This is a genomic window from Bombiscardovia coagulans (assembly GCF_002259585.1).
GTDB classification, from domain to species: domain Bacteria; phylum Actinomycetota; class Actinomycetes; order Actinomycetales; family Bifidobacteriaceae; genus Bombiscardovia; species Bombiscardovia coagulans.
On record NZ_MWWS01000004.1, the window covers coordinates 251,000 to 276,908 of the forward strand.

The 25,909-nt window shown below is 47.4% G+C and carries 24 protein-coding genes; 13 read left to right on the forward strand and 11 right to left on the reverse strand.

Features of this window, described 5'->3' with window-relative positions:
* Positions 1-76: 76 nt before the first annotated feature.
* From BOCO_RS07650 to BOCO_RS02820, 3 genes are all read left to right on the forward strand, one after another.
* Positions 77-337 (forward strand): fluoride efflux transporter FluC, encoded by a 261-nt coding sequence (locus tag BOCO_RS07650; protein WP_476727131.1) that lies wholly within the window; start codon positions 77-79, stop codon positions 335-337.
* A gap of 14 nt (positions 338-351) precedes the next feature.
* A complete protein-coding gene (locus BOCO_RS07615) occupies positions 352-549 on the forward strand; it encodes a fluoride efflux transporter FluC (RefSeq protein ID WP_420835397.1) in 198 nt (65 codons plus the stop codon).
* 253 nt (positions 550-802) lie between these two features.
* Positions 803-1,441, forward strand: coding sequence for an NAD(P)-dependent oxidoreductase (locus tag BOCO_RS02820; protein WP_211278676.1), 639 nt, complete (start codon positions 803-805; stop codon positions 1,439-1,441).
* Between the two features lie 70 nt (positions 1,442-1,511).
* Here the strand turns inward: BOCO_RS02820 and ychF are convergent, their stop codons facing one another.
* From ychF to BOCO_RS02835, 3 genes are all read right to left on the reverse strand, one after another.
* Complete coding sequence (ychF, locus tag BOCO_RS02825) at positions 1,512-2,600, reverse strand: redox-regulated ATPase YchF (protein WP_094722581.1); 1,089 nt, start codon at positions 2,598-2,600, stop codon at positions 1,512-1,514.
* Positions 2,601-2,704: 104 nt separating this feature from the next.
* Positions 2,705-3,505 carry a pyrroline-5-carboxylate reductase gene (gene proC, locus BOCO_RS02830; RefSeq protein WP_094722582.1) on the reverse strand — a complete coding sequence of 267 codons (801 nt, stop codon included), beginning with the start codon at positions 3,503-3,505 and terminating at the stop codon, positions 2,705-2,707.
* Positions 3,506-3,610: 105 nt separating this feature from the next.
* Entirely contained in the window at positions 3,611-4,957 is a 1,347-nt protein-coding gene (locus tag BOCO_RS02835; RefSeq protein WP_094722583.1) for an alpha/beta fold hydrolase, read from the reverse strand.
* 153 nt (positions 4,958-5,110) lie between these two features.
* On the opposite strand from BOCO_RS02835, the gene BOCO_RS02840 reads away from it, so the two are divergent.
* From BOCO_RS02840 to BOCO_RS02850, 3 genes are all read left to right on the forward strand, one after another.
* Positions 5,111-7,633 (forward strand): sensor histidine kinase, encoded by a 2,523-nt coding sequence (locus tag BOCO_RS02840; RefSeq protein ID WP_094722584.1) that lies wholly within the window; start codon positions 5,111-5,113, stop codon positions 7,631-7,633.
* A gap of 180 nt (positions 7,634-7,813) precedes the next feature.
* The gene (locus BOCO_RS02845; protein WP_094722930.1) at positions 7,814-8,464 is read left to right on the forward strand and encodes a response regulator; all 651 of its coding nucleotides are present in this window, start codon (positions 7,814-7,816) and stop codon (positions 8,462-8,464) included.
* A 128-nt stretch (positions 8,465-8,592) separates the two neighbouring features.
* A complete protein-coding gene (locus BOCO_RS02850) occupies positions 8,593-9,576 on the forward strand; it encodes a ribokinase (protein ID WP_094722585.1) in 984 nt (327 codons plus the stop codon).
* A gap of 72 nt (positions 9,577-9,648) precedes the next feature.
* Here BOCO_RS02850 and BOCO_RS02855 read toward each other — a convergent pair whose 3' ends face one another.
* From BOCO_RS02855 to BOCO_RS02865, 3 genes are all read right to left on the reverse strand, one after another.
* The gene (locus BOCO_RS02855; RefSeq protein ID WP_094722586.1) at positions 9,649-12,279 is read right to left on the reverse strand and encodes an ABC transporter permease; all 2,631 of its coding nucleotides are present in this window, start codon (positions 12,277-12,279) and stop codon (positions 9,649-9,651) included.
* 15 nt (positions 12,280-12,294) lie between these two features.
* Complete coding sequence (locus tag BOCO_RS02860) at positions 12,295-13,230, reverse strand: ABC transporter ATP-binding protein (protein WP_094722587.1); 936 nt, start codon at positions 13,228-13,230, stop codon at positions 12,295-12,297.
* Between the two features lie 371 nt (positions 13,231-13,601).
* Positions 13,602-14,690 (reverse strand): alpha/beta fold hydrolase, encoded by a 1,089-nt coding sequence (locus tag BOCO_RS02865; protein ID WP_094722588.1) that lies wholly within the window; start codon positions 14,688-14,690, stop codon positions 13,602-13,604.
* A gap of 191 nt (positions 14,691-14,881) precedes the next feature.
* Between BOCO_RS02865 and BOCO_RS02870 the strand changes: the two genes are divergently transcribed.
* The 4 genes from BOCO_RS02870 to BOCO_RS02885 all read left to right on the forward strand — a co-directional run bounded on the left by BOCO_RS02870 (position 14,882) and on the right by BOCO_RS02885 (position 19,353).
* Positions 14,882-15,763 (forward strand): pyridoxamine kinase, encoded by an 882-nt coding sequence (locus BOCO_RS02870; RefSeq protein ID WP_094722589.1) that lies wholly within the window; start codon positions 14,882-14,884, stop codon positions 15,761-15,763.
* A gap of 124 nt (positions 15,764-15,887) precedes the next feature.
* Positions 15,888-16,352: a YraN family protein gene (locus tag BOCO_RS02875; protein ID WP_094722590.1), complete on the forward strand. Its 465-nt coding sequence runs from the start codon at positions 15,888-15,890 to the stop codon at positions 16,350-16,352.
* Positions 16,352-17,890: a YifB family Mg chelatase-like AAA ATPase gene (locus BOCO_RS02880; RefSeq protein WP_094722591.1), complete on the forward strand. Its 1,539-nt coding sequence runs from the start codon at positions 16,352-16,354 to the stop codon at positions 17,888-17,890. The genes BOCO_RS02875 and BOCO_RS02880 overlap by 1 nt, the downstream gene beginning before the upstream one ends.
* Positions 17,887-19,353 (forward strand): DNA-processing protein DprA, encoded by a 1,467-nt coding sequence (locus tag BOCO_RS02885; RefSeq protein WP_094722592.1) that lies wholly within the window; start codon positions 17,887-17,889, stop codon positions 19,351-19,353. Before BOCO_RS02880 ends, BOCO_RS02885 begins: the two co-directional genes overlap by 4 nt.
* Positions 19,354-19,369: 16 nt before the next feature.
* On the opposite strand, the gene BOCO_RS02890 is transcribed toward BOCO_RS02885, so the two are convergent.
* Positions 19,370-19,729 carry an MGMT family protein gene (locus BOCO_RS02890; RefSeq protein WP_094722593.1) on the reverse strand — a complete coding sequence of 120 codons (360 nt, stop codon included), beginning with the start codon at positions 19,727-19,729 and terminating at the stop codon, positions 19,370-19,372.
* Positions 19,730-19,830: 101 nt separating this feature from the next.
* On the opposite strand from BOCO_RS02890, the gene BOCO_RS02895 reads away from it, so the two are divergent.
* A complete protein-coding gene (locus BOCO_RS02895) occupies positions 19,831-20,496 on the forward strand; it encodes an O-methyltransferase (RefSeq protein WP_158520399.1) in 666 nt (221 codons plus the stop codon).
* On the opposite strand, the gene BOCO_RS02900 is transcribed toward BOCO_RS02895, so the two are convergent.
* Positions 20,497-21,288: an LOG family protein gene (locus BOCO_RS02900; RefSeq protein ID WP_094722595.1), complete on the reverse strand. Its 792-nt coding sequence runs from the start codon at positions 21,286-21,288 to the stop codon at positions 20,497-20,499.
* A gap of 82 nt (positions 21,289-21,370) precedes the next feature.
* Positions 21,371-21,676: a YhbY family RNA-binding protein gene (locus BOCO_RS02905; protein WP_094722596.1), complete on the reverse strand. Its 306-nt coding sequence runs from the start codon at positions 21,674-21,676 to the stop codon at positions 21,371-21,373.
* A gap of 226 nt (positions 21,677-21,902) precedes the next feature.
* On the opposite strand from BOCO_RS02905, the gene BOCO_RS02910 reads away from it, so the two are divergent.
* Together BOCO_RS02910 and BOCO_RS02915 are read left to right on the forward strand one after the other, a co-directional pair.
* Entirely contained in the window at positions 21,903-22,418 is a 516-nt protein-coding gene (locus BOCO_RS02910; RefSeq protein WP_094722597.1) for an Ltp family lipoprotein, read from the forward strand.
* Between the two features lie 145 nt (positions 22,419-22,563).
* Positions 22,564-23,136: an Ltp family lipoprotein gene (locus BOCO_RS02915; RefSeq protein ID WP_094722598.1), complete on the forward strand. Its 573-nt coding sequence runs from the start codon at positions 22,564-22,566 to the stop codon at positions 23,134-23,136.
* Positions 23,137-23,806: 670 nt separating this feature from the next.
* On the opposite strand, the gene BOCO_RS02920 is transcribed toward BOCO_RS02915, so the two are convergent.
* Together BOCO_RS02920 and BOCO_RS02925 are read right to left on the reverse strand one after the other, a co-directional pair.
* The gene (locus tag BOCO_RS02920; RefSeq protein WP_094722599.1) at positions 23,807-24,508 is read right to left on the reverse strand and encodes a response regulator transcription factor; all 702 of its coding nucleotides are present in this window, start codon (positions 24,506-24,508) and stop codon (positions 23,807-23,809) included.
* On the reverse strand, positions 24,505-25,878 hold the full coding sequence (locus BOCO_RS02925) for a sensor histidine kinase (RefSeq protein WP_158520400.1): 1,374 nt from the start codon (positions 25,876-25,878) through the stop codon (positions 24,505-24,507). The genes BOCO_RS02920 and BOCO_RS02925 overlap by 4 nt, the downstream gene beginning before the upstream one ends.
* Between the last annotated feature and the right edge of the window lie 31 nt (positions 25,879-25,909).

Below are 25,909 nucleotides of genomic sequence, written 5' to 3' on the forward strand. Positions count from 1 at the left end.
TTTACCCGTATTTTCTTGGTATTTTTACACAGGTACTTATTTGGCCAACATGTAGGCCTGCCTCTTCTATGCTTACCTGACCTCTTATGTAGCACAAGCCAGCTGGATGACTATCATGCAACAACAGATAAGCACTCGTGCACTGGGCACAGGCTTATGCGGAGGGCTGTCAACTATGTCAACCATCTTGGTAGAAGTATTCACCACGCTACGTGATCAGCGATACTTATCGGCAGTCGCCTACCTACTAATATCGATATCTAGCGGCTTACTGTTTGCTTGGATAGGAAGCAACGCAGGCTGCAAGTTGGCCAGAAGAAAGCAAAGCAACAGATGATCGGGTTCTTGGTAATGCTGTGCGGTGGATTAGGTGCTGAATGCCGCTTTATGCTTGATACAAGTATCAACAAGCTATGGAACCATAACTGGCCCTTAAGCACAATTGTCGTTAACATTACGGCCGGTTGTTTAGCTGGATTGGTCGGAGCATTGTGCGCCCGTTCTCTGATTGATCCGACTGCACGTCTGCCCCTTACCACAGGTTTCTAGGTGACTTCTCCACCTTCTCTACTGCTATATGGGAAGTATTCAGTTTTCTGCACCATCGGCAATTTTTGCGGGCCACACTGTATATGGGTATGGGATTTTTGGCCCCCTTACTTATGGTTGCTTTAGGTTTTACCCTTGGCATGAATCTGATATAAGTACCCCATCAGCTATCAACAGCAGTAGTCTTAAAAGAGTCTTCATATTCCCATGAAAGACCCCAACACTGTAATGTGGTATCAGCAAAGGAGCAAGAATGTCAGCAATTAAGATGGCTGTAGTGGCCGCAAACGGTAGGGCGGGTTCCAAAATTGTAGCAGAAGCAGTCAATCGTGGTATAGAGGTGACGGCAATAGTTCGACATCAGAAGGAAAGCCCAGCACAACACACTCTTATCAAAGACCTTTTCGAACTTACAACTGAAGACGTACAGGATTTTGACGTACTTGTCGATGCTTTCGGCACGTTTACACTAGAGAACTTACCTGAGCATATGGTTTCCATAAAACACTTGACTGACATTCTTTCTCATGTCTCAACACGCTTACTCATCGTAGGCGGAGCCGGCAGCCTGTATACAGATAAGGATCATAGGCAGCAACTGAAAGATAGTGCTGATTTCCCGAAAGAAGCGCTTCCCTTAGCCAGAATAATGAGCCAGACATTGGAGCAATTACGACTCAGAGATGATGTTCGTTGGACTTATGTAAGCCCAGCAGCCAACTTCCTCGCAGATGGTCCACGCACCGGGCATTACCTGTTGCGAGGTGAAGAATACTCAACTAACAGCAAAGGAGAATCATCGATATCCTATGCTGATTACGCTATTGGTTTGGTAGATGAAGCACTTTCAGGGGAACATATTCATCAGCGTATTTCACTCATCGGTCAGTAAAGAAACCAGCACTGAGAAGGGTCTGTTGCAAAGAGAAACTTGCAACAGACCCTTCTCAGTTTCAATTCACTTACACATTGAACTTGAAATCTACGATATCTCCGTCTTGCATAACATAATCACGACCTTCTTGACGCAACTTGCCTTCCTCTTTAATAGTTGCCATCGAACCACCAGCTGCCACAAAATCATCGTAAGAAACAATATCTGCCTTGATGAATCCACGCTCAAAGTCAGAATGTATGACACCCGCAGCTTGAGGAGCTGTCCAGCCTTGGTGAATTTGCCAAGCTCGTACTTCTTTTTCGCCAGCGGTTAGGTACGTTTGTAGTCCCAGAACGTCAAAGCCTACCCTTGCCAGCTGGTCAAGACCAGACTCCGTCAAGCCCGCATCAGTGAGCATCTCGCGAGCATCAGCTTCATCAAGCTCTGTTAGGTCTGCTTCAAATTGAGCATTGAGGAAGATGGCCTGAGCTGGTGCAACTGAAGCAGCAAGTTGAGCCTGCATGTCTGTGTTTTGAAGCTCATCATCATCCACATTGAATACGTATATAAAAGGCTTGCTGGTCATCAGATGAAGGTCGTGAAGATCAGCTTTGTCAATCTTGCCAGCGGTAGCAGCGTGATCAATAGTCTCGCCTGCTTCAAGAATACTCTGAGCCTTTTTAACAGCATCCACATATGACTGGTCTATCTTCCCACCGCGAAGGTCCTTTTCTAGCTTGGGCAACGCATTCTCGATAGTCTGCATATCGGCCAATATAAGCTCTGTATTGATGGTTTCGATATCATCCGCAGGGTCCACCTTACCGTTGACATGAACAATGTCGTCATCCTTAAAAGCACGCACGACTTCGCAGATAGCGTCCGCTTCACGGATATTAGCAAGGAATTGGTTGCCGAGACCTTCCCCCTCTGAAGCACCTTTAACAATGCCTGCTATATCCACAAAAGTAACCGTAGCGGGAACAATTTTTTGGGTATGCACCAATTCAGCAAGCTTAGGCAACCTTGCGTCTGGCAATGGAACAATGCCTGTGTTGGGCTCAATAGTGGCAAAAGGATAGTTTTCTGCCAAAACGTTGTTACGAGTAAGGGCGTTAAATAAGGTGGACTTACCCACGTTGGGCAGACCTACAATTCCAATGGTAAGAGACATATAATCCAGTCTATTCGCAAGGCTGACTAACGAAATACAAGGAGAGCCTTTGCCCCAGCTGGCAGCCTCTGCTCACTATATTTCTATAGTCCCACTTATGTACGTTATCTTAACTCTATCGCATCAATAGCTGCAATAACAGCACCTCGGAAGGCCGCTTGCTCTAAGGCTGCCACACCCCTGATCGTGGTACCTCCTGGTGAGGTGACTTGGTCTTTCATGATGCCAGGATGAGTTTCCGTATCCAAATATAGCGCTCCCGTACCTTCCAGCATTTGAGCAACCACACGATAGGCAGAATGCCTGCTCAGTCCGTATTTTACTGCTGCGTCAGCAAGAGCCTCCATGTACATGGCAGTAAACGCTGGCGTACAACCAGCTACTGTGCTCGCAATATCTACTTGGTCAGTTGAAACTTCCTCGATAAGAGCAACTGGGCGGAAGACCTCCTGGAATATTTGATATTGCTCAGCACTGAGACTGTGCTTAGTCTCAGTTACCAAGATACCTTTCCTCACAGCTATAGGAGTATTAGGGATAGCACAAATTATATGTGTACCCTTACTGCACAAATTTTCATAGTAAGAGTGCGTGTAGCCAGCAACAATTGACACAATAAATCGCTGGTCATTCGACAGCCCTGCAAGTACCGGCTTCAAGGCTTCCTCTACCTGTTGAGGCTTAACCGCTACTACCACGATGTCAGACAACTCCACTAGCTCTTGAGCAGAACGAACAGCTCTCACGCCCAGCTTTTTTGTAGAGATTTCAAGCTTGTCAAAGTGAAGAGTAGTAGCCACAATCTGATCAGCTCGCACAACACCCGAAGACACTAAACCTTGAGCCATAGCCTGTGCCATGTTGCCATACCCAATAAATCCTATTGTTAGGTCTGCATTCACCATATATTTCCCTTATCACTTTGCTTTTACAAGCCCCTTCAGCGTTTTATCTGTTCCACAGGCCTTGTATTTTTCAATTGCACCGGCTCCTACTGAAAATTGTATATGTCAGTATAGGTCCGCCAAATCTCCGCGTTCTCTTGCCAGATCCAACAAATGAGCAAAAACGTTACCAGCATGAATTCCATCGTGTTCGAACTCATTAGTCACCCACGCATGGCTATGCCCCACGCGAGAAAGGGTATCCAATTGCAAATGTGAGTCCACATACATATCGTCATAGTAGACAGCTGCTTGTAGAGGAACCTCATTGCAGGCCAACCTCTCACGATTATAAATATTAGGCCACGAGCCCTCACGCATCAGTATATTTACTGCTTCCTTAAAGGGAAGCAAAGCTTGTTCCTGCTTAAACATCCAAGGGAAAATAGCTTCTCCGGTGAACAGTAGCGGTCTAGCAGCAGTAGCAAACTCGGGCAACTGATCTCTTACCTGCTGAGCAGCCCAATCGATAGGACCACACTCGCCATCTGCATAAATGAACTCTTGCAAGGGCCAATACAGCGGATTGGACGCGGTAGCAGCTTCCACACCCGCCAAGAAGGGTTGAGATAGCTCCACTTGTCCAGTTCGAGGAATGCTTCCATCTCCAGCAGTAAAGGCAGAATCTAGCAACCAATGCAGCTGTTCAAAACTCGGTTTCATACCGAAACCTGAACCCAAGGACTGGAAACGTTCTACTGTTAGGGGATCACCTGCCGGCAGGAAAACATCTGCTTTACTCAAACGGTCAGCAATTACTGAAACACGTTCCATATCCTGAGGATACCGACCATAAAATTCTTGAGTCTTCGCTTTCATTCTAGGGAAAGTATGCTCATAGACTTCTCGCGGGCTAGCTGGTACATGAGGAATACCACCTGTTGTAAAACATGCAGTCAAACCTTCAGGGTAGGCAGAAAGGTATGCGAGCGTTAAGAAACCACCATAAGATTGACCTAACGATACCCACTTCCTGCCGCCAAAAAGTCTGAGACGCATGTGCTCAAAATCAGCAACAATTGAATCAGCCAAGAACTGACGAAGATATGCAGCCTGCTGGTTTGGATTGCCGATACTAGCAAAAGATGCAGCATCTATGAGTGTTGAACGTCCTGTTCCCCTCTGATCAGGAAGAACAACTCGAAAATATTTAAGAGCTTCATCTATCCAAGGTTCACTCTGCCTATTCAACGGTCTAGGTCCGGCACCACCAGGGCCGCCTTGGAAATACACCAAAAGCGGAAGATCATCATGAATATGCTCTGGAGCACACAGCACCCGACAGAATAAACTAATAGTAGATGTTTGCCCAATGTCAGAACCGGGCTGTAAACCCTGCCAATGCAGCGGAACTGAAATAGAATACTCTTCCACATGTAGACCCGGCAAATAGTACTCAGCAAGTAGTGTCATCTTATCCCCTTCATACAGAGCTTTTCTCTGTATTATCACTCTTACCATACTCAAACCTAATCAATAGAGGATGCTCATACAGAGACAATACCTCCTATAAAATCATTCCTAAGGCTTAGAAGTGAGCACAGAGAACACGGTAGGCTCTATTATATGAGTACCTTGAAGGCCAACTGGCAACGGTTCACAAGCTGGTGGCATGCCCACTTGCTAGCAAAGGACACATGCTTAGCTTTCATTCTAGTGTGGCTGCTGAGCATCGGTGGTGAGACGCCCCTGCTAGCTGATGGCTTCGTAGTCCCCTGCAACCATGAAATCGCTCTCGTGTTTAGTCTTGTGCTGGGAATACCTCTCATCTATAGGCGCAGTAAACCAGCGTTGGCAGCCAATACATTCGTTTCTCTGTGTTTAGCCCAACTTATTCTCGGACCCGCTTTACTCGCCAGTGATGCCATAGGTCTCATCATCGTTTACACTGTCATCGTCTATGCAGACCGCACTCAGAGCAAGAAATATGTGCTCATGGCACTAGGGGTAACCTGTCTGGCGGCGCTAGCATACGCTTCTGCAGTAACTTATGGTCCTATACTACCCGATCGAATGTATCCACACATTACTGCTGGAACATATGCTCATCTTGATCAATGTGCAGTTATACCTGGTGTGCACCTGCTCTCCAGCTGTACTCCAATCCTACTTACACATTTATTCATAAACATGGTGACTTTTAACCTTGTCCTCACTCTCGTTATGTTCTTGGCCTTTTGGAACCGCTCTCGCAGGCAGATAGCTCAGACCATTCGAGAACGCAATGAAGCCATTCTCTACCAGCAGCAGGAGGAAGCCAGACTCGCTGCATCAGCAGAACGAGCTCGGATAGCCCGCGACATGCATGATGTTGTAGCACACACCCTTTCGATTGTGATTGTTCAAGCTGATGCTGGACGATATGTAGGATCCCAAGACAGCGACGTAGCACTTCATATAATGAAAACTATTAAGCAAGAATCCAGCAGAGCTCTTAAGGATATGGACAGTCTTTTTGGCAGTCTCACAGAATCAAGCATTGATAAAGAACAAGATGTACAAGCTCAGATTACCTCCAACAAAACTTCTATCAGGAACAACATAAAGACAGCACTGCCTCAAGAAACCACTACAGGTAAGGAAACACTAAATAGCAAGGCGTATGACAATATTGACAATCTCATTGAGCAGGCAAAGGCAGCCAGCCCCGATCTTGTTTTAAAACGACAAATTACAGGAACTCCAGAACCAGACAAGTTAAGTACTCAGGCTGGCTTAGTGGCCTACCGTTGTGTGCAAGAAGCACTTTCTAATATCCGCAAGCATGCTAGTGCTGCTGCTCAAGCCACCATACAAGAACGGTGGACAGCCACATCCATAGAACTGATTATTACAAACGATGGCATAGGTTCTGTCAATCGCGCGAAGGAATCCCCACACCGTAGCTATGGGCTCTTAGGAATGAACGAGAGAGTCAAGAACATTGGCGGAAGCTTCCAAGCGCAACCAATTGCTGGAGGTTTCTGTGTTAATGTAACTATACCTTTCCAACAGGAGCCTGTAGTTGGGCCATCACCGGAAGCGAATGCGGCGAGGTCACAACAGCGGTCTGTAGAAAGTCAAACTGCTCCTTATCAAATTCAATCTGTCGAACATACAACCAGTCAGCTCAACACCATTGAACGACTGGTAAGATGGTCCTCCCACCACTACCTCATAGTCGATACCCTGTTGACAGTGCCTCTTATTTTGTTGTTAATTATTTCTATTTCAAATCCATTTTTCAATCTCTTCCCCTTTACAGATGGTAGTACAGTTCCAACACAAGTAATTATCATCCAGACATTGTTCTTGGCTTTACCTCTTATCTTCCGCAGACGCTGGACCGACCTCAGTGCCGCATTAGTGGCCACATGTACAGCTGTAGAGCTTGTAGTGTCACCATGGATCACAACCATGAATTGCATAACACTCACGTCAATATATTCAGCAATGACCTATGGTCAAAAGCGAACGCGCATCTGGGTACCAGCGGTGGTACTCGCTGAAATTGGTTTGGTAGCAGTACGTTTTCATATTGAAATTACCTACGGCTCACCAACTATCTTGGCTTGGATGTTAGGAAATCGAAATAGTCCTACAGTAGTTCAGACAGCTGGTGATCAACAAACAGCACTCATCTGGTTGGTATTTATTTCTATAGGATGTGCATGTGCTCTAGTACTGGGATTGTGGAGGCGGGCGTCTGGGTCCAACCTGCTGGTCTTGCGGGAACGTGAGGCTGCTTTGAAACAGGGTGAAGCTCAACACAGACAGTTGGCTGCCAATGCTGAACGTGCACGTATAGGCACTCAGATTCAAAGCCAAGTAACAGCTACTTTGAATCAAGTATTGACTAGCACTGACGAGGGCATAGAAATGATTAACCTGCAACAAGCACAAGGCTTGCCTGTATCCACAAGCACAATCATCCAAGCATTTGAACAGATCGGCCACGAAGGCCGGTCAGCTCTCTCGCGTATGCGGCAATTGCTAGATATTCTCAGACAAACTGGTTCTTCAGACGATATTAACCACCCAAAGGCCAATCAGTACCCCTTGCAACTCCATCCAGTCCAGCCTCATGTAGAACAGTCCCAGACTATGTAGCTATCGTTTCAGCTCCAGCAAGGTAACGATCATTTACTCCTGTATGCATGAACCGTTAGCATTGACCTATCGGGATAGACGAGGGAGCAAGTGGATTTGGACAACGACAAGCCAGGAGTCAACAACCGTATTCGCGTAGTTATTGCCGATGATCAGGAACTCGTACGAGCCGGTTTTGCCATGGTCATCGGCTCCCAAAATGACATGGAAGTTGTAGGGCAAGCTGCTCACGGTGAGCAAGCTGTGCGCATCGTTCAAGCCTTACAGCCAGATGTTGTCCTGATGGACATACGCATGCCAGGTATGGACGGACTCGAAGCCACTGAACGTATTTCACGCCTAAGCCCAGTGCGCACAAATGAGATTAGTCAAACGTATCAACCTACAACGCGTGTTGTTATTTTAACTACCTTTGATCTCGATGAATATGTCATGGCAGCTATTCAAGCAGGAGCTTCGGGTTTCCTCCTCAAAGACACCGAGCCGGAAACATTATTAGCCTCCATTCGCACGGTTTACCAAGGAAATGCCATCATCGCCCCATCTGCCACTAAACGGTTAATCGAACATATAGCTAGTCAGAATGCTACTAAACAGACACTTCAGGCTTCTCGATCACCGTACACTGATCCAGAACTCGACAAGTTAACTGAACGCGAGAGAGAAGTGCTGGTAGAGATTGCTCATGGCTTAAGTAACCAGGAAATCGCAGATAAATTGTTTATTTCTATGCCTACAGTGAAGTCGCATGTGGCACATATTCTCCAGAAAATCAACGCTCGAGACCGCGTTCAAGCAGTTGTTTTTGCTTATGACAACCACTTAATCTAAGTGAAACTGTTCCATTTGTGCTATTATCAGCACGTTGAATTATTAGGTCCTATCGGCAAGACTAGCGCCCCAATCGAGGCCTCGTCTACATGAGAACGTATTTCAATTGGGCCACAGTGAGGAGAACGATGAAGCAGCAGCACATCACTGAACCGAGCGAGGTTCTTGCCCTACTCGACCAGATCACAGGGAGCATAGCCGTCGTCGGATCAATGAATGCCGATTACACAGTAACTACAGAGCGTCTACCCCTGCCGGGCGAAACAGTCAATGGTGGTCAACTTGAGATTCTACCTGGTGGCAAGTCAGCAAACCAGGCATCTGCGGCTGCTAGAATCGGTGCGCAAGTTCGTTTGTTTGGCGCTGTTGGGCAAGATAGCAATGCTGACTTTTTGCTAGGTCAACTCACAGATGCTGGTGTAGACGTCTCACAGGTAAAAACAGTACCTGCTCCTAGCGGTACTACAGTTATTACAGTGGATGCCAACGGTGAGAATACTATCGTCTATTCTCCAGGATCCAACGCTCATGTGTCATCTGAGTATATTCAAGAGTCCAGCAAGGCTCTCACTCAAGCCAAAACACTCGGTCTCTGCTTAGAGAGTCCTATTGAAGCCGTGACAATGGCTGCACAGCAGGCACACGATGCTGGTCTTACTGTCTTAGTCAATAACTCCCCCTTCCAGCCAACCCTTCCACAGGAGCTGATTGATGCCTCAGACATTTTGTTGGTCAATGAGCACGAAATGTCCCAGCTCTTAAACTTGAATGAGTCAAAAGATAGTAACTGGATGGAAGCAGATTGGCAGCACATAGCCGCACAAATGGCAGACTATGGATTTACCAAGGCCGTTGTGACCTTAGGATCTGAAGGTTCAATGATTCTGGAAGACGGTCAAGCCGAACACATCCTGCCCGTGCCTGTACAGGCAGTTGATACGACTGGCTGCGGCGATGCCTTCATGGGAACTATTCTAGCAGGATTGTCTTCTGGTATTAGCTTAGTAAACTCAGCTCAGCTGGCTTCATACGTTTCAGCATATGCAGCTACTGGTCGCGGCGCTCAGGCCTCGTACGGTTCAGCTCAACAAATCCGCGAGCGTTTCCTATAAAAGGATACAATAATTAATCCCGTGCTCCCCCATACGAGGAGAAAGCACGGGATTAATTATATTTCCTACTCTTTACGCTTCAGCGAGAGCCTCCACCGGTGCGGTTTTAGTTGCTCTTCTTGCTGGAAGAACACTGGCCAAGTAAGCAGCAAGAGCAGCTACAAGCACAATAAGGATGTACATCGTCCAGTCAATCGGTAGTGCGACCTTCCCGTAGGATTCGAAAACAATATAAGAACCCACCCAACCGAAGAGAGTTCCCAGTACCAGCCCAACCAAACAGGAACTGAGAGCTATGAGCAATGCTTCAACAGTCAGGGAGCGCCTAAGCTGCTTCTTAGTCATTCCAATAGCTCTGAGGGTAGCCGACTCTCTCGTGCGTTCTATCACCGACAGAGAAAGCGTATTAGCCACACCAATAAGAGCTATGAGTACTGCGACTGCCAGCAGGGCAACCATCACCATGAGAATAATGTTGATAGACCTCTCATACATATCTTTCTCAGCAATGGCTCCTGCCACATTCGCACCATTCACACTACTCACTGCCTGGCGTATATCATCAAGCAGTATGCCTGCGCGCTGAGTACCATCAGATTTAACCCAAATCTCAGATTGCATTGGGCTACCAAACTGCTCTAGCTGATCTCGTAAAGCCACTCCATAGAGGTTGTTCTGAGCCGACAGACCTTTAAAACCTCCAGAAACAATCTGAAAACTCTTTGAAACTGGTGTTCCATTAGCACTCAAGTCGTCTGAGATCAGTTTTATACGCTGTCCCTCCTTGTATTCGCTGCCCAGTTTGTTCTTAGGCACAATCAACTGTGAACCAGAAGATAAAGATGATTCCAAGTTAACGTTCATCAGACGTTGGGACTGTCCAGCCTTAAGCCCATAGACTAAAACATCTTCGCTATTTTTATTTTCAGATTGACGAGAATGATGTTCGTCACTGATGTGAACATTGTAAACCGCAACATTTCCGGCTGCTTTCACACCAGGAACGGCACGAATCTTTTCCAGTACTTGCTGGTCTTCCTTGGGAAGAATAACTTCTATATCGACACTATACTTGCGGTCTAGAGCATTAGACAGTGTTTGCTTGGCTGAACTAGCACCTGTTCCTAGACAAGCGACAAGCGTAACACCAATTAACAGAGCTGTACCGGTTGCAGCTACACGACTTGGGTTGCGTGAGATATTAGCCACTGCCACATTCGACGATGGCCCACAACGAGATACTATACTTCCGATCCCTTTCAGCATCCATGGAATCCAACGATTCGCACAGAGCAAGATTCCCACAAAAGCCAATGCAACACCCATGACAGCGATGCCGATTGCCTGCTGAGATTGATCTCCAGCAAGCATATTCGTCTTAACTCCTCGAGAGTCAAGAATTGCCTGATATACGATATAAGCAGCCATAGCAGCACCCATCAGTATCATCACAAGAGCAGCCAGTAACCGTATACGACCGCTACGCTTGCCTTTGCTGATTTCTGCCGGGCGCAAAGCTTCTATAGGAGAAACCCGAGTTGCAGCGGAAGCAGACGATAGGGAAGCCAGCATCGTTATCACAATTCCGAAAGCAATAGGGACAATCAAAACAGGTGGCGTGACACTCAGCGTAAGACTCACCCCACTGAGCTTGAACTTGCTTAGCTGTACACCATACATCATCCCTATAGCTAGCACTGTGCCCAGAATTGAGGAAAGAAGTCCAAGAATTCCCGACTGCATGAGAACCGAACTGCGAACCTGACTCTTTTTAGCACCTATAGTTCGCAAGAGTGCCAGAACTCTGCGCTGACGAGCAACCATAACTTGGAAGGTGTTACTGATCACCAAGGCAGCTACAAACATGGCCAGGACTCCAAAAGTCAACAGGAAGGTAGTCATGATACTGGTCTGGCCACTCAGTGATTTAATCTGCTTATCCTCGTAAACTGTCCGAGTCTGCAATGAATAACCCTTCGGCAGATAACCGTTGATGAGTTTCATACCTTGACTGCCAACCTGAGTAGGATCTAGGGAAAGATAGACTGCTATAACAGGAAATTCATCGATACCTTTACCGGCATCCAATCCAGCGATTCGCCCAAGTGCCCCTTTGCTCAACACACAAGCGCCTGAGTAGTAAGAGTATATACCTGATTCATCCTCTGTAAATCCCACCAGCCGAAACAGCTGAGGATTCGTTTGTGAACCTTTCCCACCTTCCGACGATATGTCCACCTGACCGCCAATCTTCACTCCCAAATGCTCGGCATCTTTCTTAGGAATAGCCACTTCAGATTCAGCTTGTGGCCAGCGCCCTTCAACCAGCGATATAGGAAGCAGAGAGTCAGGATGGGACATAACAACAACTGCTGTATTGCTGTGTTTATCTCCCTGTACAGTACTGATAATTACGTCAGATGAGAAAATGTCAGGACGTAACCCACGCACTCCTTGTACCGCTTCAACCTTATCTAAATGAAAGTCCTTAGCAGGCAGTGGCGCTACCTGATCATCGTCAGGCGCTAAAGCGTAATTGGCACCCCCAAAATTAGACGATATTTGCTGGCGGAAAGATCGATCCAGAGTATTACCAAACAGAAAAGTCGCAGCAATAAAGAGCGTCCCAACCATGACAGCAATGCCTGCTGGAATCAGCATCCTACTGTCTTTTTTCATCATCCGCAAAGATATAGACCACATAAGAACCTCCTTCCGCTACCGCTGTGCCTGCTGAGAGTACTGAACCGCATCATCCACCAGAGAAGGATCTGCCATCATTTGTGCTTTCGAATTGAGTAATTCACTCATTTCTTCCGCAGTAGGATTGACCTGATCAGCCACTATACGACCGTCAGCAAAAACAAGCGCTCGGTCAGCGTAAGAGGCAGCAACAGCATCATGAGTAACCATAATGATGGTCTGCCCTAATTCTGTAACAGAACGCTTTAGAAAACTCAAAACTTCAGCTGATGAAACTGAATCGAGATTGCCCGTAGGCTCATCAGCAAAGACGATTGTGGGCTTGGTAACCAACGCCCTAGCTATGGCCACTCTTTGCTGCTGACCGCCGGATAGCTCACTCGGTCGGTGATTGAGTCGTCCTTGTAAGCCTAATGTTGTAACCAGAAGATCCAACCAGCTACGATCAGGCTTCGCCCCTTCTAGGGTCAGAGGCATAAGAATGTTCTGTTCAGCCGTGAACATAGGTAACAAGTTGAAAGATTGAAAGATAAATCCAATAGAACGCCGCCGCAGAAGCGTGAGTTGATTGTCCCCCAATTTGGTAATATCAACAAAGCTGTGCGGATCAGCATACTGAGAATCTGCCACATGTTGAGAACCTGACGGATGCTTGTGTGAACTAGATTTACTAGAACCAACTCCATAGAGCAGCACACGTCCTGAAGTAGCCGAATCTAAGCCAGCCAAGGTATGCATCAATGTAGACTTACCCGAACCGGACGGACCCATAATCGCCGTAAAACGTCCCCGCTGGAAGGCAACATCTACCCCACGTAAGGCATGAACAAGATTCTCACCCTGACCATAATCCTTCACTAAACCAATAGCTTGAACAGCAGTACCATCGACTGGTGTTGGTGGCACACTTACAGTCGTTTCTTGCTTATAGTCTGTGAGCCCGCTCGTCATTGTTGCTCCTTTTACTGGTCTTTAGCACAGGACTTCTCCCGCACCGCTTACCAGTAATGTACCGAATTGTGAGCGTTCAGATTATCCTACTGAGGTCTGAACTTTGAATCACCAAAAGGAACACTATCCCCACCTTCAATCATCCTTAAGAATGATGGACAGAATGAGTATCAAATAACCACGATTCAATGTGACCCGAGAACATATATCACAGGCTCATCAATCTTCAGGCCACATACTTGTGCTGAGCTTGTCTAGTGTCTGTTCCTGATCTTTTAGTGAAAGAGCGCAGGTCTGTTGTCATTTGCTAGGCACTCCAATGACTGACAAAAGTAACGGTTGATCTATTTTGTAATAGCCATATTCAATTATCAGACGCCTTGTCTCCAGTGGGAAACTGTTTCATCAATATGTTGAGCGATTTGAACAGTCTCATAGTCATGAATATAGTGAGGCACGTTAAAAATAGTCATAGAGGAGCTATTGTTACCGGTCTTTTTCAGTAGATTAGATTGGAGTTGCCGCCAGTCTTCTTTAGGCAATCCGGTCCCTTTACCGTTAGAAACAAAAAGGCGTAATTTGACCCGTGGAAGCCCTATGCTGTCTATATAGCCGGCATTTTGCCGCGCAAAAGCAATTTCGTTACGTACATCAGAGGACATGAAATTGCGGTAACACAGAGCAAGATAACTGGCTTTATCATTATCAGTCAGAGCACCAGCCTTCGCAGCATCTAACTGATGAGAGACCAAACTAGGAAAGAGTCGTAAAACACCACACCTTCGTAAGGCAGCAGCACAAGTAGTAACCCAACGAGGAGGAATGTTAATGCGACTGTACGCTTCCGGGCAAGCCATATCTAAACCAATGATTCCAACAACCTCCTCTGGATACTGTTGAGACCAATGGAGAGCTTCCAGACCTGCCATCGAGTGCGCTACCAATATATAAGGTCCTAAATAGCCAAGCGAAGCAAGGACTGAACGGTCTTGCTCCAGCACGGTATTAACATCCCTACTGAGCTGGGTATGATCACTAAACCCATATCCTAGCCGTTCCATAACCACTAATGGATGCTTTAAGCGCAAGCGTTCCACAAGAGACTGAAAATCATAGATAGGAGAAGGGGTTCCAGACCCTGACAGCAACACCAGAACTGGTCCTTGTTCTGTATTTCCTGTAACGTAAGCGTTCACCATCGCTGTTCCAACAGAGACACGGTTGGTGTATTGCAGGTTCTTTCCCCCAGCCAAAAGAGCATTATCCTTCGCTTGGCTGAGTCCATCAACAATGGAACCTGCAATCACCAAACAGACACCTAGGATACAAGTAAGAACTAAACTCCAAACGATGACAGTCAGTAAGAAAACCATGCCTCGCCCTTCTGGTGTATCCCGAAAAATCCAGACTAGCACACTAAGCTGTGACTTACTTCTGTCTCCTGCTGCAGCCGGCGTCATGAAACCAGCAACAGTTCCCCAACATCACACCCTAGGCACACACGACACAAACGAACCCTATGAACACAACTATAAAAAAGAAAGAAACCACTCACCAACATCCTGCTGTTTCAGTCTGTTATGTTACCTTGGATGAAAGTAGACTACTGATGACAACCAAATGACACACGGAACATCCTAGGAGAACAGTAATGCATGACCTCAAACCCCTATACGGTCGAGATTCGAGTTACATCCCACGGGTGGCGGCCGTACACGACATGTGCGGTTATGGAAAATGCTCATTAACAGCTGCTATTCCTATACTGTCCGCTGCTGGATGTGATGTGTGCCCTGTGCCAACTGCCCTCTTGAGTGCCCACACTAAATTTGAACACTTTACCTTCCATGACACCACAAACATGCTTCCAAGCTATTTAGACGCATGGCAGCAAGAGGGTGTGCAGCTAGATGGCATTTACAGTGGATTCCTAGCTTCTGCAGAGCAGGTAGACATTATTTTACGCATGTATAGCGAATACCCTCAAGCCTTACGCATTGTCGACCCAGTGATGGGCGACAACGGGCAAATGTACCCCACTTATACCGATGAACTATGCCAGGCCACCGCGCGCTTGGTTGACGGTGCTGATGTACTTATACCAAACCTCACCGAAACTAGCTTACTGACTGGCCTGCCTTATGAAGGACAACACTTGAGCGATGCCCAGGTAAGACAACGCATAGATACTCTTCTAGAAATGGGAGCCCGTAATGTAATTATAAAAGGAATCGATAGGAATGATGGCTTCCTGAGAAATTATGTGGCTTGCGCTAGTCAAGACCAGCTCTCAGAACCTATCGAAATTAAACACGACAAACTCCCCTATATGATTCACGGAACTGGTGATGCTTTTGCAGCTGCAGTCTGCGGAGCAATGTTTGCTGGTCTTGCTCTCAACCAAGCAGCACAAGTAGCAGGAGAATTCGTCCGTTCCGCAATGGCTCACACACCAATTCAACCTAATTTTGAGGTGCGCGGAGTGAGTTTCGAACTGGATTTAGGACAACTTACCCAGTTAGTTCAGGCTTAGTTTGCCCTCACACCTTCTCCACTGTGGTTGAAGGTGAGCACGACATTTAACCACAGCTAACACACTTGACCACATCAGTGGTTCATTGTTTATTACGTATGCCTAGTTGTGTTGCACTAGATGCATGAAGATTAGCAACACTATCACAGACAGCACCTGTTCTCTAAACAATGGACTCAGGTTAGCTGAATCTCGGCTTTTATCACCCAACCTCACTGCTCGAACGTTGGGAAGTTTAGGAGAAGAGTATGTCGCCCAATGGTTGCAAACGTTGGGCTGGCAGATAGTAGACCGCAACTGGAGTACACGATACGGCGAACTCGACATTGTGGCGCTCGACCAACGTAACTGCCTCGTTTTTGTAGAGGTAAAAACTCGACGAACGACACAATTTGGTCGGCCTGAGGAAGCGGTAGCTCCTAACAAACAAATTCACCTTAAGCATGCAGCTAGCCTGTGGCTTATGAAGCAACACAACAATCGTAATATTCGCCACCAGAACATTCGTTTCGATGTGGCCGCAGTCAGCGTTTGTTCAAATGATACCCATCCCACTGTCTCAATTAAGCTGATTCAGGGGGCTTTCTAATGCGTATTGGCGAAGGTTTATCTGTAGGACTTATAGGATTACAAGCATTTCTTATTCAAGCTCAAGCTTTCATATCTCCAGGCTTGCCATATTTCTCCATTATTGGCCTGCCCGATACTGCTTTGAGTGAATCCCGCGAACGAGTTAAGTCAGCCTGTTCTGCAAGCGGTTTTCAGTGGCCACAAACTCGAGTGACAGTTAACTTATCTCCTGCTTCCAAACCTAAGCGTGGTTCGACTCATGACTTAGCCATTGCTACCGCAGTCCTCGACGCTGCTGGAGCTATCCCCCCACAGTCCTTTGAACAAGCATTGGTATTAGGAGAGCTCAACTTAGACGGCTCAGTACTACCAATCAACGGACTTCTACCCATCCTCTTACATGCCAGCGCACAAGGTATTCATAAAGCGTATGTACCCTATCAGAATCTAGAAGAAGCACAACTAGTCCCAAATGTTACCGTCATAGGAGTGCGCCATCTAGGGGAACTCATCGAACAAGTCGGGGGCAAAGCACGTTACCAGCTAGCAGATGTCAGCAAACAACAGGTTAATCAGCATGATAATACTGAGCACCAGTACGAGTCCAGCAAACATCTAGATATGGCACAGGTGGTAGGGCAAGAACAAACTAAGTGGGCACTTACTGTTGCAGCCGCAGGAGGACACCATATGCTCATGACTGGTCCCCCAGGTGCAGGAAAGACCATGTTAGCATCTCGTCTGCCGTCAATATTGCCTCCATTAACAGAAAAAGAACAGTTAGAAGTTGCCTCTATTCGTTCCCTGTGCGGTAATCTTCAAGACTTCGGAGTATCTAATCTACCGCCGTTTGAAGCTCCCCATCATACAGCTTCTACTGCTTCCCTGGTAGGTGGCGGTAATGGAGTAGCTATTCCTGGTGCGGTTACACGTGCCCACCGTGGAGTCTTGTTCATGGATGAAGCTCCAGAATTTTCTCCTCGTTCGCTACAAACACTACGTGAGCCTCTCGAAACAGGGCACATCATACTATCGCGATCAAAAGGAACTGCCACCTACCCTGCTCAATTTCAGCTCATCATGGCTGCAAACCCCTGCCCTTGTGGCTATGCTTATGGAACTGGAGAGCGCTGCACATGCTCACCTCGGGAACGATCCCGTTATTGGAATCGACTTTCTGGTCCCATCTTAGATCGCATTGACATCCAGGTAGCTGTTCCTCCTGTCTCCAACTTCATAAGTTCTGACCACGAACCACGAGAAACTAGTGCCAAAATTCGAACACGCGTCACTAGAGCCCGAACGATCTCTCGCTCGCGGTTCAACAAATACGGTTGGTCATGTAATGCTCAAGCATCGGGCGAATGGTTAAGGAGTCATACCTCAACACGAGCTCTAGCTCTCGTTAATCACGCCTTAGAAAGCAAACGACTTAGTCTCAGAGGAGCTGATCGAGCTATGCGCTTGGCTTGGACACTCGCAGATCTGAACGGACGAACCTCTCCAACAGCAGACGACGTTAATGCCGGGATACTGATGAGGACACGATTGCAATGACCACTCGTACAACACAGCAACAGTCAATATCAAGCCCATCAGCAGAAGCCCAGGCTCGCGCAATTTTGACGTATTGCATAAACAGTCCGGATGCCTTACTGTATGCAGCACTGTTAGGTGCTTCATCAGCCCAAATACTTCTCGACACACTCTGGCAGCTTAATTCGGAAGATACTCAGCAAAAAACAACTACTACCCCTGCCGCAAACCTTGATGATATGTTCATGATCGGATCAGCACGATGGGGTCATCGTGCCAGCAGGCATGATTTGGAAAAATTCCATCGATCTGTGTCAACATGGCGTAATCGACTTAAATCTCTCACCAACAGCTGCCACTCAGGCCTGCTTGACTGGATGACCCACCATGGTGATTATTGGATTATTGCCCCTAACGATCCATACTGGCCACAACAGTTAAACGATCTATCTATTCGATCAGATTGGGCACCTCCACTGTGTCTATGGGGAATGGGCTCTCAACAAGCCCTCACATCATGCTCCCAACCACTCGCAGTAGTTGGTTCCCGGAACTGTAATGAATACGGGCGGTTCGTGGCCCACCAAGTAGGTTTACACGCTGCCAGGGATGGACATTTAGTAGTATCCGGTGGCGCTCTTGGAGCAGATGCCAGTGCTCACTGGGGTGCTTTATCTGCCCAGAAAGAAACAAGCAGCCTCAGGGGCTGCACCGTTGCGGTATTTGCTGGAGGACTCAACCATATAGGCCCTCTCCACAACCAACAGCTATTCCAAGCTATCAAACGAGAAGGAGGCGCACTTATCAGTGAACTATATCCCGAAACTATACCAGAAGCCCGTCGCTTTCTACTACGCAACAGAATCATCGCTGGGCTTGCTCACACAGTTATAGTTACTCAAGCACGCTACCGTTCAGGGGCACTCAATACAGCAACTTGGGCCTGTGAGTTAGGACGAGAAGTCTATGCTGCACCAGGCTCAATTGATACCCCGGAAAACACCGGCTGCAACCGCCTGATTCACAATGGCAAAGCTATGATTCTCATTTCTGCCACAGATCTGCACGAAATCACCCACTGTTCACACGAAGAAGTATCACAAGCCAGACCAGAAGATACTTATTCAACTAGCAATGCAAGTAATGAATCAGACGAAAACAATTTCTCAAAAGAGCCCAAAAAGCCCCCACACTCAGCAACGAAAACACATAGCCAAGATCAAAGGTACGTATCAGTCTCCAGTAAACCCTTGACCGACAAACAGGAAGAACTACTCCGAATGCTCGACCTATGTAGTCGACAAGGCATCGATCCCACCTGCGAGAACATTGTGGCTGTAATGAACAAAAGCGACGGAAAAACCCACAAACTCCACAACGTTATTCATCTGGCTGGAGAGATGGAACTCCTCGGATTGGTAAGGATAGAAAATAGTATGTTATATCCAATGAGACAAGAGCAACCTATACAGTCAGAAAATTAATTTCGACAAAAAAGGTTTAAGCCTGCCATTGACAGACATCTAAGTCAACCACCCATCCAGACTCTCCGGCATTGACAGCACTTTCTGAGGGTTTGAAGGACACACCTTCAGCTTCTAAAAGTTGACGCTGGCATTCAGATCCTCCAAAGGCGAAACCTGGAGACAGCGATCCGTCGCGAAACACTACCCTGTGACAGGGAATAAGCTCTGGATTGGGGTTGGAGTGTAAGGCGTAGCCTACATATCGAGCCGAGTGCGGGTGTCCTGTCAAAACAGCCACTTGTCCGTATGTAGCCACACAACCTTTTGGAATACGTTGGACTACCTCGTAAACGGCCGTAAAGAAGGGGGAAGCTGAAGTGCTTGCATCAGTCATGGGTCCATGCTTGCAGCAGGTTGTGACAGGCGCTATTCTTCTCAATCAGCCAGAAAACAGAACATTTGTGAGGGCCAGTGGTTAGAGTAAGGAGCATGAATATGACTTCCTACACCAACCATGCTAAGGCTTGGATGTATGCAGAAGAGAGTCCACTCAACAGTGAATCAGAGGTTCTGCGTTCAGCTCGCCTACAAGCACAGGATGCTGGTTTCACACCTGGTTGCATTGCACAAGGAGCCTTTCTCAAACTAGTAGCCCGTTCCAGTCAATCTAAATCTATTATTCTAGTCGGTACCGGTTCGGTCGTTGAGGCTCTTCGGCTCATTGAAGGTTTAGGAACAAGAGGCCAACTCACAGCTGTGGACTCTTCTCCTGAAGGAGCAGATCTCATTCGAAAAACCTTTCGGCAGTTCAATGATCACAATGGTTTGAGTCTACGCTCAGTCAATACACGCGCGCGAACATACTTTCCCCGCTTAAACCCACAAGACTATGATCTTATCGTGGTTGCTGGAGACGATATCAATTACCAAGACACCTTCCAAGAAGCAGAACGCCTGCTGAAACCTCACGGTCAAATGATTTTCACCGATGTGATGTGCTACCGTGACGACCAGAAAGCAGGAGGTGTTATGAACCCAGCTAATCGTTCACCCCGCGCTCTGTTACTACGACAGCTAATGACTGATTTTCAGGACACCGATGTTTTCGACTCCTGCTTGCTCCCGATAGGAACAGGCCTTTTACTTTCTATGAAGCACTAGTTATTGTGTTTTGCAGTTAGTTACTAACACATTCACTGCCTCTTCCGGATCATCAGTACGAACAAGCAAATCAGGGTCCAACTCAGAAATCATTGACCGGTTTTTCACAGTAGATGTGAGCCAGTCAAAAAGTCCTTCCCAATACGACTTGTCGAAAAGGACAATAGGCATTCTTGTCACCTTATGTGTCTGAACAAGAGTCAGCAACTCAAACATCTCATCCATGGTCCCAAAACCACCAGGGCAAACAATGACTCCAGATGAATATTTAACAAACATCGTTTTGCGAACGAAAAAGTAACGGAAGGTCATTCCTAGATTGACCCACTGATTGAGACCCTGTTCGTGAGGAAGCTCTATGCCCAGACCAACTGACTTGCCACCAGCTTCCGCAGCGCCACGATTTGCTGCTTCCATAACACCGGGTCCCCCTCCGGTGATAACTGCGATACCTTCACGCGCAATGTCACGCCCCATCTTCCGAGCTGCCGCATATACAGGATCATCACTCGTAGTACGAGCAGAACCGAAGATTGCCACCGCAGGACCCAACTCAGCGAGCGCACCAAACCCATCTACGAACTCAGCTTGTATGCGCAGCACCCTCCACGGATCCATATGCAACCAGTCAGTATCAGAGTTTGAAGCGTATAAGTTAGTGTTGGAATTATCTTGAGGAATCATCCTACCGCGCATGATTATTGGTCCACGATGGTAGGTTTGCCCGAAGGGCTCACTACTGCCCTGCTCTGAACCACCGGTGGGTTCCTGAGATCTTATGAAATCTGCCATGTTCTATCCTTTAACTGCTTTATAACATGCAAGCCCATGCAACGATGACCTTATCCTCATGTCTTTTCTGTGTGAAAGCTATTTAGACACGAACAAGCCTGATATGTTCCACACCATCTTTATTGCTTGGACGATACAGTACAAAACGACGACCTATAACTTGTACAAGTTCAGCATGTAAGCGTTGAGCGAACTCTAGGCCAGCTTCTTTCGCATCGACGGGACTACCATCTTGCACTACACATTTAATAAGCTCATGAGCATCCAAGGTCTCACTAACCTGCTTGGCCGCAGCTTCACTCACCCCTTCTTTGCCTATCCAAAGCGAAGGGTTGATCCTATTAGCCATGCCACGTAGTTGTTTGATTTGTTTATTGGTGAGCGTCATCTGAGCTTTCTCTTTCTCTTTCTCTCTCGTTCTAATACTGGCCACATCTCAGGCTCTTCACGTCACTTGCATAAGCGGCCTCATAGTTCCATACGATTATCTCATGATTACAACAGATGTGCTTTCTTCTTCATAGAGGCTTGTCATCAACACGAAGAAAGCTAGACTTGTTGATAGACTAATATTGTCGCAAGCTACTGCGGACAGGAGAGAGATTCAGGGAGTAATGCACATACATTCTCAGCATCAACGTAATGCTTCCAGCGAAGGGAAAACCCCTTCTACGGCACTACGCTGGTCACTTTCCGCCCTAGTCATACTACTTATCGCAACTGCTGCATATATCATCTTTACAGACGGCGATAAAATCAATAACGATCTCAATCAGATTCTTAATTCGCTGAGCTCTACGCAACAAACTTCTCCAACCAAGGCAGCAGTTCCTTCTGATTACCAACAAGCCTTAAAAAAAGCACAGTATTACGTAGATACTCTCCATCTCTCTGAAGAAGGATTACGAGACCAGCTCCGGGGGGCTCCTGATCATTTTTCTTCTGATACAGCCCAGTACGCCATTGAACACGTCAAAGCCGATTATCGGAATAATGCAGTAATTCGAGCTAAAGAATATGCTCAAAACGAGCACTTATCTCCTGATGAGATAGATGCCAGACTCACCAGCCTCGCCAACAAATTCACACCTGCAGAAGCCGATTACGCTATTCAACACTTACGTGATTAAGAAATAATATCCAACCTCAAGTAGCTTGAAGTGTTACCCTGCTGTTTCATCAGTCTTATGGTTAGGCAGATAGTACGCTAGAGTAGAAATAGACGGTTGGATCGTATGTGATTTATGCATAGCTAGGGAGAGGATTGTATAAACTATGCCTGATTCTCCTTTTCGACATGCGCACGTAGTTGGGTCCACAAGACCATGGTATAAATATGTAAAACCATGGAAATTTATACTTATCTTTGCAGCTATAGCTTGTTTCTTAGTAGCACAAAGTCATATTGTCGATGTGCAACACGCAGTCGTTGAAACCTATGAAACCATGCGTGGCAACAGACCAGTTAAAAAGAAACCTACGAAAAAGCCAACAGTAAGACCGACTCCCATCACCCCGGAGTACAATGAGGCAGCTACGAAGGCTCAAACGTATGTAGACACCTTGCATTTATCAGAAGAAGGACTGCGTGACCGTCTAACGTCTAAAACAGATGATTATACGCCCGACATGGCCCAGTATGCCATTGAAAAGGTTCACGCTGACTACCCCAACAATGCTCTCATTACTGCCAAAGAACTCGAGCAAGAAGGAGTCACTCGCCCAGAGGACCTGATGAAAAAATTAACGAGCGCTAAATACAAATTCACTCCTGCAGACGCTGAATTTGCTCTCAGGCACCTCTTCCCAGATCAAATTGTCAACTCAGTACTGAACCGGGAACAATAACAGCGACTGGTGTGGTGGAGCGCTGCCCATCTGTCAGGGACTGAATTTGCTCAGGGAGCTCCATTTTTTAGCTTCTATCCTTCCCCACCCAACTAAGTTCTGTTCTCCACTTGGATGAGATGGTCAAATTCATTGCGATCTTGGGTCTGTGAATATTTTGAATTGTGTGCTTCACTTTTCGCTAGGAATCTAAGCAGATCTAGTGTAGCTGTACCAGACTTAACCGGCATATCTGTCGTTAATCATTAGACCAACCATCTGACTGCCGCATGAACAATAGTCAATCAACATACCTGGTAAACGGACTTCAAATCTGTATTGCTTCCCATTTCCACAACAACAATTGAGAGAAGCTTGAGGATACGGCAGAAAAGATGAATCTGATCCCAGCCTTTAGTCGAGAGACATCTTGTTGACCATACGCCGCATTTCGCATAATCTCTTGAACCGTGCTTACACTTTCGAAATCCAAACTTATTAGTGATTGTTTAATGCACTTCCCTCGTGATCAAATCCTAACCTACGGTCCTTGACGATAAAGCAGCTATTCACCAAGTGAAAAAAACAGCATGGGCCTATTTCATGTATTGAAACGGTATCGAATTTGAGTCACCGTGTTTCTGCCACTGCTGATAGTTAAACTTACGGCCGATTTCACAAAGTTGAGTTCCTATGACTCTTGTGAAGACAACCATTCCACCGCCAGTTGAGTGCGGTTGGTCAGGTTAGTCTTGGCGAGGATGGCTGAGATATGGTTGCGCACAGTGCCCTCGCTGAGGTAGAGCTGCCTGGCGATGGCTTGACTGTCGAGGCCTTCGGCCACCAGGGCAACGATGTCGCGGTCACGGTCAGTCAAAGATTGGAAGCGCTGTGAAGTATGCCCGGATGCGTCTTCCGCCCCCGTTAGATCAGTTCGGACGGTGACTGCTCCAGCAGAGTACCTTCTCTGGCGACTCTCCTGCCCACCCAAGGACAAATGGGCCACGGCCTCAGCTCCAAGAACTGTCTGGCCTGCCATAACGGCTTGGAGGGCCGGTACAACTGAGGCCACGTCTTGCTTGATCACATAGCCCTTGGCTCCCAGTGCCAACGCTTTGGTGATATAGTCTTTGTCCGAAAAAGTAGTTAGGAAGAGTAGTCGAGCGGAGGGGTCCACGGTAAGGATTTGCTCAGCTGCCTCTAGACCGTCCATACCGGGCATCTGCACATCGAGCAAGAGCACGTCAGGTCTGCCATCCACTGACTGAAAACAGTCCAGGGCAGATTGTCCGTCATTGGCGGTCCACAGCACCTCTGCGGTACCTGTTGTTATCAAAATGGTTGACAGGGACGAGCAGACAATCGGATCGTCATCAGCAATGGCTACTTTCAAGCGATTACCTCCTTATGTTCTGTTTGGATACGGTCGGCCCAGGGCTCCTTGGGCAGGGAGACAAAGACGCGCCATCCCTGCCGGTTGGGGCCACTGTGGGCCGTACCTCCCAAAGCCTTAGCCCTGAGCTCGATGTCAGACAGACCCATGCCTCGCCGGAGATCAACTGCTCGCCAAGGACGCTCACCTGATACCAAGCCAGAAAGCAAGTGAGGCTTACTCATACCAGTGCTTTTGTTATCTGAATATGATTGCTGAATCCCACCATCATCCTGGACCACCAACTGCCAGAAAGCAGGAAGGTCACGCAAAGTAATCTGTACCGACCGGGCTGTGGAATGACGGACTGTATTGTTGAGGGATTCACGAACGATGGCGACAAAACAATGGGTTACTGGCGCTGGAGCTGTACGTATACCATTGTCGAGCTCGACTTGCAGCTGTCCTACAACGCCGTCAGAGCCAGCAACAATCGCCTGGCTGGCATCCAACATCTGAGTTGCAAAGTCTGTACCATCATCTTCCAAGTCGTGTACCGATCGGCGAATCGTAGTCATGGCGGCATCCAAGGTTTGTCCAAGTTCAGCAAAGGAACGTTCGGCCGCAGAGTCGCCATTGCTCTGTGCCACCACCCTGCCTGCCTGGATCTGCATGATGGCACGAGTGAGTTGGTGGCCCACGTTGTCGTGAATATCCCTGGCTATGCGGGTACGCTCGGATAAGCGGGCTACTCGGTTTGCCTGAGTGCTCTCCTCATCCAGATCACTAATACGGGTGCGCAGCTGGCGGACTTGATAGCGCTTCATGTCTTCGACCTGCCAGACATGCTCTTCCACCGCAGACAGGCGTACACATGATAGTCCAGCACAATAGGTCAACACTGATCCGAATACAGCAAGGAGCGCATACCGCTGCCTATACCCGTTGAACTGTAGGAGGTCAGTTATTGCGGGTATCAACCAAGCAAATGCCGGAAGCAGGGTTAAAACCAGCTTGGGCCGATCCGATTTGGAAGTCCTTCTTCTCAGGAGATTAACTACCTTACCGCAGTATGTTTCCATGCTGCTATGGTTGTCATATGCTCCCGGAGTTACTTTGATAATTGAGACCGTGGCCCCTAGCCCAACTCCTGTCTCGAAGGCAAGGGCAGGTAAAAAGACCAGCCAGTTTGGTATGAACGTTGCCAGAAGAGCCACTAGAGCACTGCCCCACGTGGAACCCTGTGCTGGCAACAACCACTCACATAGGGCCCCGACAGCCAATGATGCCAGCAGACCAGCAATCAAGGTTCCGGAAACTCCAGAATCGCACCAGGACCCACATAAGGTCCCCAGGCTCAGCAGTCCTAGCCAGCCAGCAATCCTACCCATGTACATTTCCCTTCACCCTACTACCGTATTG